The organism is Cloacibacillus sp. An23 (genome assembly GCF_002159945.1).
GTDB lineage: Bacteria > Synergistota > Synergistia > Synergistales > Synergistaceae > Caccocola.
In genome coordinates this window covers 102,003-115,328 of sequence record NZ_NFJQ01000002.1, presented here as the reverse complement: position 1 = coordinate 115,328, position 13,326 = coordinate 102,003, and the positions used below count along the sequence as shown (strand labels likewise).

12 protein-coding genes and 1 tRNA gene are annotated in these 13,326 nt (G+C 60.0%); 4 read left to right on the top strand and 9 right to left on the bottom strand.

Translation table 11 applies throughout. The annotated features are described in order from the left end of the window. Positions 1-2: 2 nt before the first annotated feature. From mazG to B5F39_RS02075, 7 genes are all read right to left on the bottom strand, one after another. The gene (mazG, locus tag B5F39_RS02105) at positions 3-809 is read right to left on the bottom strand and encodes a nucleoside triphosphate pyrophosphohydrolase (protein ID WP_255376003.1); all 807 of its coding nucleotides are present in this window, start codon (positions 807-809) and stop codon (positions 3-5) included. Positions 810-843: 34 nt separating this feature from the next. Next, on the bottom strand, positions 844-3,957 hold the full coding sequence (mfd, locus tag B5F39_RS02100; protein WP_087363367.1) for a transcription-repair coupling factor: 3,114 nt from the start codon (positions 3,955-3,957) through the stop codon (positions 844-846). Further along, the gene (gene pth, locus B5F39_RS02095; RefSeq protein ID WP_087363365.1) at positions 3,944-4,528 is read right to left on the bottom strand and encodes an aminoacyl-tRNA hydrolase; all 585 of its coding nucleotides are present in this window, start codon (positions 4,526-4,528) and stop codon (positions 3,944-3,946) included. The genes mfd and pth overlap by 14 nt, the downstream gene beginning before the upstream one ends. Positions 4,529-4,724: 196 nt before the next feature. Next, entirely contained in the window at positions 4,725-5,390 is a 666-nt protein-coding gene (locus B5F39_RS02090; protein WP_087363362.1) for a 50S ribosomal protein L25, read from the bottom strand. 55 nt (positions 5,391-5,445) lie between these two features. Beyond that, positions 5,446-6,417 carry a ribose-phosphate pyrophosphokinase gene (locus B5F39_RS02085; RefSeq protein WP_087363358.1) on the bottom strand — a complete coding sequence of 324 codons (972 nt, stop codon included), beginning with the start codon at positions 6,415-6,417 and terminating at the stop codon, positions 5,446-5,448. Between the two features lie 52 nt (positions 6,418-6,469). Then, entirely contained in the window at positions 6,470-7,843 is a 1,374-nt protein-coding gene (glmU, locus tag B5F39_RS02080) for a bifunctional UDP-N-acetylglucosamine diphosphorylase/glucosamine-1-phosphate N-acetyltransferase GlmU (RefSeq protein ID WP_343217568.1), read from the bottom strand. An 81-nt stretch (positions 7,844-7,924) separates the two neighbouring features. Next, positions 7,925-8,000, bottom strand: a tRNA-Gln gene (locus B5F39_RS02075). A 189-nt stretch (positions 8,001-8,189) separates the two neighbouring features. Here B5F39_RS02075 and B5F39_RS02070 point away from each other — a divergent pair. From B5F39_RS02070 to B5F39_RS02055, 4 genes are all read left to right on the top strand, one after another. After that, positions 8,190-8,615, top strand: a complete 426-nt coding sequence (locus B5F39_RS02070; protein ID WP_087363355.1) for a Fur family transcriptional regulator — start codon at positions 8,190-8,192, stop codon at positions 8,613-8,615. An 11-nt stretch (positions 8,616-8,626) separates the two neighbouring features. Next, positions 8,627-9,160, top strand: coding sequence for a Synerg-CTERM system glutamic-type intramembrane protease MrtS (gene mrtS, locus B5F39_RS02065; protein ID WP_087363353.1), 534 nt, complete (start codon positions 8,627-8,629; stop codon positions 9,158-9,160). Between the two features lie 66 nt (positions 9,161-9,226). Then, complete coding sequence (locus B5F39_RS02060) at positions 9,227-10,285, top strand: hypothetical protein (protein WP_239391045.1); 1,059 nt, start codon at positions 9,227-9,229, stop codon at positions 10,283-10,285. A 45-nt stretch (positions 10,286-10,330) separates the two neighbouring features. Continuing rightward, positions 10,331-10,675 carry a hypothetical protein gene (locus B5F39_RS02055; RefSeq protein ID WP_087363349.1) on the top strand — a complete coding sequence of 115 codons (345 nt, stop codon included), beginning with the start codon at positions 10,331-10,333 and terminating at the stop codon, positions 10,673-10,675. Positions 10,676-11,012: 337 nt separating this feature from the next. Here B5F39_RS02055 and B5F39_RS02050 read toward each other — a convergent pair whose 3' ends face one another. Together B5F39_RS02050 and glmM are read right to left on the bottom strand one after the other, a co-directional pair. Next, positions 11,013-11,921: a UTP--glucose-1-phosphate uridylyltransferase gene (locus B5F39_RS02050; RefSeq protein WP_087363347.1), complete on the bottom strand. Its 909-nt coding sequence runs from the start codon at positions 11,919-11,921 to the stop codon at positions 11,013-11,015. Next, complete coding sequence (gene glmM / locus B5F39_RS02045; RefSeq protein ID WP_087363788.1) at positions 11,918-13,297, bottom strand: phosphoglucosamine mutase; 1,380 nt, start codon at positions 13,295-13,297, stop codon at positions 11,918-11,920. The genes B5F39_RS02050 and glmM overlap by 4 nt, the downstream gene beginning before the upstream one ends. Positions 13,298-13,326: the final 29 nt, after the last annotated feature.

Sequence of the window (13,326 nt, the reverse complement as noted above, 5' to 3'; positions counted from 1 at the left end):
AATTATTTATTGTTTTTCGCTTTCTGCCAGAATTCCTCGAGCTCGTCGAGCGTGAAGTCCTTCCACGCGCGGCCCGATTCTTCAACTGACTTTTCGACTTTTCTGAAGCGCGCCGCGAACTTCTCGCAGGCGCGGTGGAGCGTGATCTCGGGGTCGGCTCCGAGGTGGCGCGCAAGGTTGACCGACGCGAAGAGAAGGTCGCCGAGCTCTTCATCGATTTTAGCCTCGTCCGCCGAGGCGGCGGCTTCCCTAAGCTCAGCCATTTCCTCTTCGACCTTAGCCATCACCGGGGCGCAGTCCCCCTTCGGCCAGTCGAAGCCCGGCTTCGCGGCGCGCTCCTGTATCCTGTATGCGCGCAGCAGTGCCGGCATTCCGCGCGGGATCCCAGCCATGTAGGACGAATCCTCCGACTTGCCCTTGCGCTCGGCGGATTTTATCTGCTCCCAGTTCTTGAGCACTTCTTCCGAGCCGTCCACACTGACGTCGCCGAATACGTGAGGATGGCGGCGTATGAGCTTGTCGGTCAGGCCGTCGAGAACGTCGCGGATGGTGAAGTCCCCGCGCTCCTCCGCCATGCACGAGATAAATACGACCTGAAGCAGAAGGTCTCCGCACTCCTCGCACATATTGGGAACGTCGCCGTCCTCTATCGCCTGGATAAGCTCGTAGCCCTCCTCTACTATATAGCGCCGCAGCGACATATAGGTCTGCTCCCTGTCCCACGGACAGCCGTCGGGCTCGCGGAGCTTCTTCATAACGTTTACCAGCTTTACAAACTTTTCCGCCGTCGCGGTCTCGTTCTGCGTCACGAACATTCCTCCCGTTCCGCTATATTTTATCATTCTATTCGCCGGATGCGGCCCGTCCGCTCAGCAATCGCGCGATTTCGCGCATTCCGGCGAAACCGCCGGGGCCTATCAGCCCGTCGGAGCGCTTACGCCACAGCGGAGGCAGCCGCAGATTTTCCCATTTTTCGTCTGGCGTGCAGAAAAGCACAAGTTCGTAGCGTCCGGCGAGAAGTTTCGTTATGCCGAAATCGTACGCCAGATTTCTGACCACGGCGGCGTCGAAGAGAAATTCGACCTCGGGCGGCAGTTTGCCGAACCTGTCGGCGGTCTCGCCGCGCAGGGCGAACACTTCATCCGCAGAGTCGGCCTTGAGCATGCGGCGGTAGAGCGTGACGCGCAGATTCTCCTGCGGCAGGTAGCTCGCCGGTATCGATACCGGGAAGCCGACCTCTAGCTCTATCTGCGGCCTGTACGTGCCCTTTATCCTCGCTATCTCCTCGGCGAGCAGGTCGCAGTAGCGCTGATAGCCTATCTTGGTCGAGTTGCCGTGCTGCGATATTCCGACGAGGTCGCCGCCGCCGCGTATCTGAAGGTCGCGCTGCGCGAGCTGGTAGCCCGCGCCGAGTTCGTCGAGCTCGGCTATAGCCTCGAGTCGTTCGCTCGACTCTACCGAGATGCGCGCGTCGCTCGGGTAGAAGAGGAACGCGTAGGCCTGGTCCTCGCGCCGCCCGACGCGCCCTCGGAGCTGGTACATCTGCGCGAGGCCGAGCTCGTGCGCGTCGTCCACGATGAGCGTGTTGGCGGCGGGAATGTCGAGGCCGCTTTCTACTATCGTCGTGCATACGAGTATGTCCGTCTGTCCCGCGGCGAACTCGGACATTATCTTCTCAAGGCCGGCCTCGGGCGTCCTGCTGTGCGCCACGGCTATTTTAAGCTTTGGGAAAAGACGCTTGAGCATGACGGCGCGATCCTGTATGTCGCCTATCCTGTTGTGTACGAAAAATATCTGCCCGCCGCGGTTTTTCTCGCGCAGCACCGCGTTCTTCAGAAGCTCTTCGGAGAACGGACGGACGACGGTTATGACCGGGAGCCTGCGCTGCGGCGGCGTCTGGAGCACGGACATGCCGCGCAGGCCGCTCATGGAAAGAGAGAGCGAGCGCGGTATAGGCGTCGCGGAGAGCATGAGCGTGTCTACTCCGGGGAAGAGCTTTTTCAGATGGTCCTTGTGCATGACTCCGAAGCGGTGTTCCTCGTCGACGATGACGAGGCCGAGATCCTTGAATTTAACGTCTTCGGTCAGCAGCCTGTGGGTGCCGACGATTATATCCACCTTGCCGGCGGCGAGGTCCGCGAGTATTTTTTTCTGACGCGACGGAGGCACAAATCGCGAAATAGTCTCCACCCGCACGCCGGTGTCGGCGAAGCGCGCCGAGAAGGTCTCGTAGTGCTGATTCGCGAGCAGCGTCGTAGGCACCATGATGGCCGTCTGTTTGCCGGCGAAGGCCGCCTTGCCGGCGGCGCGGATCGCGACCTCGGTCTTGCCGAAGCCGACGTCCCCGACGACGAGCCTGTCCATAGGCACTGGGCGCTCCATGTCGGCCTCGACATCCTCAATGGCTCGAAGCTGGTCTGCGGTCTCCTTGTACGGAAAGCTTTCTTCCAGCTCGCGCATCAGCTCACGGTTCTCCGGGAATGCGAAGCCTTTGCTCACCTCACGCTCTGCGTAGATCTTTATCAGCTCGGCTGCGGCCTTCTCGGCCGCCTCGCGCGCCTTCGCCGCCGATTTTTTCCAGAGCGAGCCTTTAAGCCTGTCAGCGGACGGCTCCTGTCCCGGCAGCGGAGACCACGGCGAAATCTTGTGGAACTGCATGACGGGAATCAAAAGCCGCCGCTCCTCGGCGAATTGCAGCACGAGATATTCCTGTTCGCCGTCAGACGTCTTCACCTGCTCCGCGCCGAGATAGCGCGCGACTCCGTAGTCGTCGTGGACGATCCACTGTCCAGGCATGAGCCCCGCGCCCCAGTCCGCAGGCGCGTGGTTTTCGATACGGCGGCGAGCCACCGTTATGCCGGAAAGCTCGAGGTCGGTTATCACGGCGACGCGCGACGCGGAGTCTATGAAGCCCTCGCTCAGCACGCCCTCGCGCGCGTCGAAGCCGTTGAGCCGCGCCCATTGCAGGTTACGCTCCGTCTCGGAGTAAATTTTGATGTTATAGCCTTCGCTTATCAGCGAACGGCAGCAGTCCTCGACCTCCCGGAGCTTTCCGCGGAAGTTCGGGAACTGCGCGACGGACATGCGCGCGGCGCAGTTTTTCACGTCGCCGAGTATCCTCAGCCTCGGATATGACGAGAGCGAAACGCATATCTTCTCCCATTTCTCCCACGGGACGGCGCCTTTTTTCTCCCTGTCAAGGTTGTTCCAAAGCCAGACGGAGTTTTCCGCCGTCATGTCCAGCCCGTGAGGGTCGAAAAATATCGCGCGCATATCCTTCGGGAAATAATTTTCAAGGACGTTGCCGCTCTTTGAGACGAGGCTCTGTATAGAGCATTTTCTGACGCTTTTGAGGCTTTTCTGCGTGTCGGGAACGTACCAGCGTATGTCCTCGACCTCGTCGTCGAAGAACTCTATGCGCAGCGGATACATGTCGGAGGGGCTGAATATATCCACGATGCTGCCGCGCACGGCGAACTGCCCCGGCGTCCAGACGAGGTCGCCGCGCTCGTAGCCCTTCTGCGCGAGCCAGTCTGCGAGGCGGTCGCGTCCGACCTCCCTGCCGACCTCTATCTCCCTGAAGTCTCCGCCGGTCGAGAAGGGGGACATAAGCGAAGCCGGCGTCGCGGCTAGCACCCCGCCGTGATACTTAAAGTCCTCGAGAACGTCGCCGCGCGCCATTTCCTGCGCGTCGCTCCGCGTTTCGTCTTCCGACAGCGGCAGCTCAGGCAGCACCTTCACTCCGCCTAGAACTCCGAGCTCCTGCGCGTCCGCCGCGAAATCGCGCACCTGCCGCGCGTCGGGAAGAAGCGCGAGCAGCGGGAAGGCCGCGTCTCGGCATACCCAGGGGCGCATCGCGCCTTTGGAGGCGAGGTGCACGCCTCTGTTCCTGCGCCAGACGTCATCGTCGAGAGCTGCGAGAGAACTGCCCGTGACGGGTGATTTATTCTCCGGCATTAAGCCTGAAACCGTTGGCCTTCGACATGGCGGCCTCTATCCCATCCGTGAGCCAGAGGTTCAGCGCCTCCCAAGCGGCGTCTTCCAGCTTGCCCCAGTCGCGGCGCTGCTCCTGCGGTATCTTAGCAAGCACCCAGTCCGCCAGGTCGCGTCCGGGCGCCGGAGAGCCGACGCCGATGCGCAGCCTCGGAACGTCGAGAGTACCGAGGGCGCCGAGTACAGATTTAAGGCCGTTCTGCCCGCCGGCGGAGCCGCTCTTGCGCATGCGTATGCGCCCGAACGGGAGCGCGACGTCGTCGGACACGACGAGAATGTCGGACGGCTCGAGGTTCTGATAGCGCGCAGCCTCCCCGACGGAAAGCCCGCTGAGGTTCATAAAGGTATGAGGCTCAAGGAAAGCGACTCGCTCACCGCAGCAGAGCGCCGGCCCCCAGTACGCGCCGCGGAACTTTATCTGCGGCTCGCCGAGCCCGAGGCGCGCTACGAACGAGTCTACGATGATCCACCCTGAGTTGTGCCTCGTCCACACATACTGATAGCCCGGATTGCCCAGGCCGACTATCAATTTCATAATTTACTACCAATCTCTCCGCGTCAACACAAGCGCCGAAAAGCCGACGCACATAAAAAGCGGCCCGGCGTCCGCCCGTCGAGACGACAGACGCAGGCAGACGCCCCGCCGCGGGATAAGGCTCCCTCGACAAGACCTCGCCGCGCCGGACGGGCCGCGCCAAGCCGCAAAAACAGCCTGAACTGTGAACAGTAGGTTACTCTTCCTTCGCGGCCTTCCCCTTCGCCACGACTTCGACCTCGGCGGTCTCGGCATCGGCCGCGGGGGCCTCTTCGGCCTCTTCCTTCGGCTGCTCGACGTGGAGCACGAGGAGGTCGGCCTCCGTCACGGCAGCGACGCCTTCGGGAAGAGCGAGATCCTTGACGAAGATTTCGTCGCCGACGTTGAGGTTCTGCGCGTCTACCACGATTTCCTCGGGGATGTCGCTCGGCTGGACCTCGACGAGGATGAAGCGCTCGCCGAACACAAGCACGCCGCCGTCGTCCTTGATGCCCTTGCAGAGTTCTTCGTTGACGACGCGGATAGGAACTTCGACCTTGATCTTGTGGCCTTTGAGGACCTGATAGAAGTCGACGTGGAGGATGCGGCGCGTGAGCGGGTGGCGCTGTACGTCGCGGATGAGAGCGGAAGCGGAGCCGCCGTCGGCGAAGTCGAGCTCGATGAGCGTCGTCTCCCTGTGGGAGCTGTTCGCGACGGGCGTTACGGCCCTGGCGGAGACGGTTCCGGCGAGGCCGTGCTTGTATTCGGGACCGTAAAGTACGACGGGAAGCTGATCCTTGCAGCGGAGTTTGCGGCAGGTGCCCTTGCCTGTGCCTTCCCTCTTCGTGAATTCAAGTTTTACAGTCTGATGCTTAGATGCCATGGATGTTTCCTCCTCAATGGTATTAAAACTTTTATAAAAATATTTCTTCCGTGGCTTAACGGAACAAAATGCTTACCGAATGCTCCGAGTGTATTCTCCGCAGCGCCTCGGCGAACAGCGGCGCTATCGGGAGCTGGCGGATCTTGTCTATCCTCTTGTGCTCTTTAAGCGGGATCGTGTCGGTGAGCACGACTTCCTTTATCACAGAATCCTTGAGCCTGTCGATGGCGGGGCCGGAAAGCACGCCGTGCGTCGCGCAGGCGTAGACCTCCTTCGCGCCCCTTTCCTTGAGAGCCTCGGCGGCTTTGACTATCGTGCCTGCGGTGTCGATGATGTCGTCGACGAGGACGCACGTCTTGCCCTCAATGTTTCCTATTATCTCCATTACTTCGCACTGGTTGGCCACCTCGTGCGAGCGGCGCTTATCGACGATCGCAAGCTCGGCGTTGTTCATCTGTCCGGCGAACTTCCTTGCGCGGACGACGCCGCCGATGTCGGGCGAGACTACCGTAACGAGGCCGCTTTCCATCTCTTTGACGAGAGTCCGGCGGAAATATGATGCGAGAAGCGGGATGCCGGTAAGGTGGTCTACGGGAATGTCGAAGAAGCCCTGTATCTGTCCGGCGTGGAGGTCGGCCGATATCACGCGGTCCGCGCCGGCCTTCTCAAGAAGGTTGGCGACGAGCTTCGCCGTGATCGGCTCGCGTGAGCGCGTCTTTCTGTCCTGACGCGCGTATCCGAAATAAGGCATGACTAGGTTGACGTGGTAGGCGGAAGCGCGCTTGAGCGCGTCCACTATTATGAGAAGCTCGAAGAGGTGCTCGTTCGCCGGTTCGCACGTCGGCTGAACGACATATACGTCCGCACCGCGCACGCTTTCCTCGATAGAGACGCCTATCTCGCCGTCGGAGAAACGGAAGAGTTTAGACGCCGAAAGCGGCACGCCGAGATTCATGCAGATGTTTTCCGCAAACTGCGGGTCAGCGCTGCCAGAAAAAATTTTTACCTCTCTCAATCCTGCGGACATTTTTTTATCCTCCTTAAGATTATAAGAACAAAGCCCCGCCGCCGTCAGGCCGCTAGGCCTTTCCTTCGGACGGCTTCTTTCTCCGTCTGGCGCTCCAGCCCTCTATATTGGTCTGCTTTGCGCGCCCAACTCCAAGTGCGCCGTCGGGAACGCGGCTTGTGATGACAGACCCGGCGGCCGTCGAAACGTCGTCGCCGACCTCAACCGGGGCCACGAACATGGTGTCGCTGCCGATAAAGCAGCGGCTGCCTATCTTCGTCTTGTTCTTCTTAACGCCGTCGTAGTTGCAGGTTATAGTCCCCGCGCCTATGTTGGTATCCTCGCCTATCTCGGTGTCGCCGATATACGACAGATGTGGAACCTTAGAGTCCTTGCCGACGAGGCTCTTTTTTATCTCTACGAAGCGCCCCATGTGGGCGTTCTCAAGAAGCTCGGCGTGCTCGCGCATGAATGCGAACGGACCGGCGGAGGCGCGCGGCCCCACTGTGGAGTCGTTGAGGCGCACCGAACCCTTTATATTGGCGTTTTCTTTGATTATTGCGTTTCTCAGAACCGTGAAGCTTCCGATGAAGGCTCCGTCCTCGACGACGGTCTCGCCCCAGAGCTGGACGGAAGGATGGATGGTGACGTCGCCGCCTATTTTCACCTTCGGGCCTATCCATACGCTTGATGGATCCATGCAGTGAAGCCCCGCATTCTTCATGAAGGAGAGGACTATCCTGTCGCGCATCACACGCGACGCTTCGGCGAGTTGTATCTGGTCGTTTATACCCAAAAATTCGCGCGGATCCTCAGCGAGCACCGCGGCGACGCGTCCGCCATGCGCCGCGATCAGCGCCAGCGCGTCAGGCAGGTAGTACTCGCCCTGTGCGTTGGAGCACGACAAATCGTCTATCACGGCGGCCAGCGCATCCGTGCGGAAGATATACATGCCGCTGTTGACCTCGCGCACCTTCAGCTCTTCCTCGCCGGCGTCCTTCTGTTCGACTACCCGGACGCCGCCCTTCTCTCGTATGACCCTGCCGTATCCGGTGGGGTCGTCGAGCATGAAGCTGAGGAAGCTGCAGTCGTTGCCGTCTTCTATATGCTTCTGAGCGAATCGTTTCAGCGTCTCCGGGGTGATGAGAGGGGCGTCTCCCGCAAGCACGACTACGTTGCCGTACCCGCTCCACCACTGCTGGGCGAGCTTGGCTGCGTGCCCCGTACCCCGCTGCTCGTGCTGCCATATCACGGCTGCGTCCGGAAAATTGTCCTTGAGCCAGCTTTCGACGGCCTCTCCGCTGCAGCCGACAACCGCCGCCACGTCGCCGAAGCCGGCGTCGCGCGCCGCCTTCAGGGGATAATAGAGAATCGGCTCCTCCAACATCAGATGAAGGACCTTGGGAGTCCGGCTGCGCATACGGGTACCCTTCCCCGCGGCCAGCACCAGCACTCCAAATAATTTTTCCGGCTGATTCACGATTCCTGCCCCTTTCAGAGACGCCTCAGATGATGCGGCTTCAAAAAATGGCTGGGGTGGATGGACTCGAACCATCGATGGCGGAGTCAAAGTCCGCTGCCTTAGGCCGCTTGGCTACACCCCATTATGTGCAACGGACATTATAACGTTAAATCGAGTAAATCCGCAAGTATGAAAAACTTATTGCGCCGCGGCCGCATCTCTGACCGGCGAGTTAAAGAAAATACATTTTTATCTTTGACGGTAAAGACAAACTCGCCGCATTGATTTATAATAATTATAATCATTTAAAGTCTTATGGGGGAGTTTTACGATGTGGACTGTAGATGACGGTATTTCGGTATTAAGGGAGCGGGGCGCGAAAATAACGGCCCAGCGCATAGCCATACTTCAGAAGCTGGAGGGCCGCAAAGACCATCCTTCCGCGGAGACGCTGTACAAGGAGCTTTCCTCCGAGTATTCAACTATGTCTGTGGCGACGCTTTACAGCACTGCGCAGCTGCTCGCTGAGGCCGGGCTCATAAAAATACTCAGCATCGACGACAAAAGGGTTTATTTCGACCCGGCAACTGAGACACACGGGCATTTTCTTTGCCGCAAGTGCGGGAAGCTGTTCGACATTCCGGTCAACGAAGACGAGATTTTCCGCTCGGCTTCGACGGTGCGCGACAACATAGCCCAGATAGAACACACGGAAATATTTTTCTACGGACTCTGCTCCGACTGTCTGAAGATATAACCTCATAACGCATGGGCTCTCTCGCAGCCTTTTGCAGCGGGGTCTTTCTGCTGTACTGGCCTTATCTCTGGTGTTGGTACAGGAAGGAAGACCCCGAAATTTATGGCCTCAGATGGAGCGCGGACAGGCGGGCCGTCGCGGAGACGCTCGCCGTCGCCGCCGTGGTGCTCGCCGTGCTCACGGCGGCCGCGCTCGCGTGGCCGTGGGAGGAGCTGCCGAGAAGGCGCGGGCTGCGCAGCGTTCTCGAACTCGCGGCTTCGGGTCTCGCGGCGGCGGTAATAGAAGAAACTTTTTTCCGCGGCTGGCTTCAGCCGGTGCTCGAAAGGCGGTTCGGCCCCTACGCAGCGATAGCGGCGGCGAACCTCGTGTTCGCGCCGGTACATCTCATCGTCTCGCCCTACTGGATATCGCTTTGCACATTTTTCCCGGGGCTGGTCATGGGATGGCTGAAGTACCGCTACGGCAGCCTGCTTCCCCCGGCGCTCTTTCATTTTATCGGCAATATCTGGGCGATATGGTTTTTCCCGTCGCCCGTGAGATTCTAATAATCCAATCTAAAGAAGGCGGTTTCGATGAATCTCCCGAAGTTAAAAAATTCGCTTGTTATCGCTTTGGCGTCGCTTCTGGTATGTACGGCGCTTCTTCCGGCGCACGCGGCGGAGGCTGAGGCGAAGAAAATTTTTGAAATCGACATTCCGATGCAAGTAGGCGCCGAGGTGTCTGTGACGACGGCCGGCGGCGAAAGCTTCAATATAGCAAGTGTAACTGCGCTGCCTACGAAGACGCGCTGGCCGAGCTACACTGCGAGCGCGTGGGGCGAGCCCGGCTCCGTCTGCGCGTCGGCGGTGAACGCGGTGCATATGCTGGTCTCAGTCGAAAAGGGCAAGGGGCGCACTCTGAGCGTGATCCCCAAAGAGACCATAGCCCCCGCAGCCGGGCCGGGCGCATCGATAGTGCTCGACGCGAAGGCCGGAGAAAGCGTCTTCGGCGCATGGGCGCCGGCCGTCGGCTCGCGCGTTACGGTACGGAAGGCTGACGGGACCGCCGCGCCGCTGGCGGCGGACAATCTGCCGAAGGAGGGCGACACGCTCGTCATCGAAGTATTCGAAGACCCGTCTCTGCCATATATGGTAGACATAGAAAACCGCCCCGGCGGGCGCGTCGTCGCGTGGTACTCGACAGGATATAAAATTCTCGGACGCGTCCTCGTTCCTCTCGGCGGAACCGGACGCTTCGAAGGCACGCTCTTCCAGCGCGTCGGAGCGATACGGGCAAACCACAGCGGCGTCATAGACGTCAGCACTACGCCGCGCGGCACTACCGGCGGCTTTCAGATAGTGCCGTGGGATCACGCGCTCTCATCGAAGGAGATGCAGGGCGTATGGAGCATGACGCAGTGGCTAGTGATCGGCCCAGCCGACGGAGTATCGAAGATGGGCGGCACGCCGCCGCTCTTCAAGCACGGCCTCGTCTCCGGCCCAGCGGGCGGCGAGAAGCTGTGGGACGTCTGGTCGTCATACGGGCGCAAGTCCCTCGTCCTGGCTCGCTACGCGAACGGCGGCTGGGAACGTCTGCATGAAGCAGCGGGCAGAAACGACAATGCGCTGAGGGAAATCACGGAGCTGCGCATATATTATCCGTTCACAGAGGAGATTCAGGGCGGGCGCTGAGCGCACGCTTTTTGGCACCCTACGCGGACGGCGGGAGATTTTTGAATGAGCTGGGACGTTGTGATGGTAAGGACCAAGACGAACAACGAAGCGCTGAAAAATATAGCCGGCGAAAACATAGTTCCTTTCGCACAGACGGAGATAGCCGAGGCGGTAAAGAATATCGCCGCAGAGCTCGGCGTATCTTGCGACTGCAACGATTTGTCATATCAGCATCTCGGCTGCGGCAGATGGTCGATAGAATTCAACGTTGGGGCGGAGACGGAAGCCGAATCCATAATGCTGCATGTCAGAGGCGGGGAGACTCCATGCGAAGCCTTCGCGGCTTTATCGGACGCATTGAACGCTCGGCTTATAGACTGCAGCACCGGAGAGTTTATAGTTGTTTAACTTTTCATTAAAAACTATGCCGTCCCCCAACGCCTATGTGCCCGATGAAGCGTGGCAGACTCTGCGGACCCTCTGCCGCGTACTACGTAATTTCATATTGCGGCTATATCGTTTTTGCTCTAGCCTCGGTGCTTAGGACTGATGTTCCGCGCAGAAGATTCGCGGAACGACGGTGTTTTTATGTAAAAGTTAAAGCACTATATAGCCCGCCGCCACGCAGGCTCCTTCGCTTCGTGGAAGAAATATCGCGACAGTGTTCTCAACGATAAATAAGAAGCCGCGCCGAATAAAAAAGGCCGCCCCGCAGAAATCTGCGCGGGCGGCTTTTCGTTATATCCTATTTTGTTTTTTCGCCATTTGCGGACGCTTCATATTCAGCTACGGCCGCGAGAACTATATCGCGCAGCTTTTCGTCCTCGAGCGCCTTCACGACGGTCGCCTGTATCCAGCCTTCTTTTATGCCGCAGTCTAGGCGCTGTCCTTTGTACACCGTCGCGTAGACCGGCTCTTCCTCGAGCAGCGAAGCTATGGCGTCGGTGAGCTGGTATTCGCCGCCGGCGCCGCGTTTTAGGTTTTTCAGATGTTTGAATATTTTCGGCGAGAGCAGGTAGCGGCCCATTATCGCGAGGCGCGAGGGCGCTTCTTCCGGCTTCGGCTTTTCGACGAGTCCTTTTATTCGATATACGCCTGGCTCGATCTCTTCGGCGTCTACTATTCCGTAGCGCGAGACGTCCTCCGGCGAGACCTCTTCGAGACAGAGCACGGAGCCTTCGTATTTTTCGCGCACGGCCTCAAGCTGCGCCAGCGCCGTCGGCTCGGCTGTCATAACGTCGTCTGGGAGAAGCAGGCCGAAGTATTCATCGCGGCAGAATTCCTCGGCGCAGAGCACGGCGTGTCCAAGGCCGAGCGGCTTCGCCTGGTAGGCGTAGTGGAACTCAGCGAGCTTGTATATGGAATCGACCACGTCGGCGAGTTCTCCCTTGCCGCGCTCGCGCAGCAGCGCCGAGAGTTCGAACGACGGCTCGAAGTAGCGGCAGATGCTCTCCTTGCCCTGCCCCGTCACAAAGACGACGCGCGTGCAGCCGGAGGCTACCGCCTCGTCTACGCCGTGGTGGATGAGCGGCCTGTCTATGAGCGGCATCATCTCCTTCGGGATGTCTTTCGTCGCGGGGAGGAAGCGAGTCCCCAGCCCGGCGACGGGAAACACAGCCGTTCTGACCCTTCTGTATTCCGCGTTGGAGTTCATCGCCCTTCTACCGCCTTTCCTATCGCCTCTTCCATTATGTCCGCGGCCCTGTTCATCAGCTCAGCGTCGCGTGATTCCGCGAATATCCTGACGAGCGGCTCCGTGCCCGACGGACGCAGCAGCATGCGCCCTTTGCCCGCGAGCAGCCGCTCCGCCTCCTTGGCGGCGGCTTCCACGAGCGGGCTCGACATGACGGCGTTCTTGTCCGCGACCTTCATGTTGCGAAGCACCTGCGGATAGCGTTCGAAGCGGTCCGCGAGCGTCGAAACGTCCTCGCCGAGGTCGGCGACGGCCTTGAGGAAGAGCAGGCCGGAGCAAAGTCCGTCTCCAGTGTTCGCGTAGTCGAGCGCTATGATGTGACCGGACTGTTCGCCGCCTATGCGCGCGCCCTCACGCTTCATCGTATCGAGAACGTAACGGTCGCCGACCTGGCACCGGAAAACCTTTATGTTTTCCTTCGCAAGGAGGTCTTCGAGCGCCATGTTGGACATGACTGTGGCCGTAACGCCCGCGCCGAGCGTCCCGCGCGAGGCGAGCCAGCGTCCTATGACCCACAGCATGACGTCGCCGTCGAGGACGCGCCCGCGTCCGTCGCACATGAGCACGCGGTCGGTGTCGCCGTCGTATGCGATGCCGAGCGACGCGCCCTTTTCGCAGACTTTCGCCGCAAGCGCCTCTATATGGGTAACGCCGACGTTCTTGTTTATGTTCGTGCCGTCCGGAACGTCGCCCATGAAGGTGACGCCTCCGCCCCATTCGGAGAATAGCGGGCCGACGAAGTCCGAAGCCGCGCCGTTCGCCGCGTCTATCACTATCGGGTAGGATTTGTCCTCGATGCCGCGGAAGAGCCTGCCCAGCGATTCGAGGTATCCGGCGCGGTATTCTTCGCCGCAGCGGACGGTGCCGATGCGTTCCGGCTCGGCGCGTCTGCGGCGCGCGTCGTCGAGGAATATTTCCTCTATCTCCGCCTCGTCGCCGTCGGTGAGCTTGAAGCCTTCGCCGTCGAGGAATTTTATCCCGTTGTATTCCGCGGGATTGTGCGAAGCGCTGACCACCGCGCCGCCGCTGAACGGCCCGCGCATGGCGGCGCAGCTCACGCCCGGCGTCGGAATGACGCCGAGGTCCACAGCGTCTCCGCCTGAAGACGCGATGCCGGCCATAAGCGCGGACTGGAGCATTTCGCCGGAAAGCCTGGTATCGCGGCCGACGGCTATTTTCGGACGCTCTGCCCCGCGTTCGGCGAGAAAGACCGCGTATGCCGCGCCGAGCTTCATCGCTGCGTCCGGCGTCATCATGCCTCGGTTCGCTATGTCGCGCACGCCGTCGGTGCCGAAAAATTGTCTTTTCTTCCCTTTCGCTTCGTTCAAGAAGGCCACCTCGCAAAGCAAATTTTTATATTAAGCTG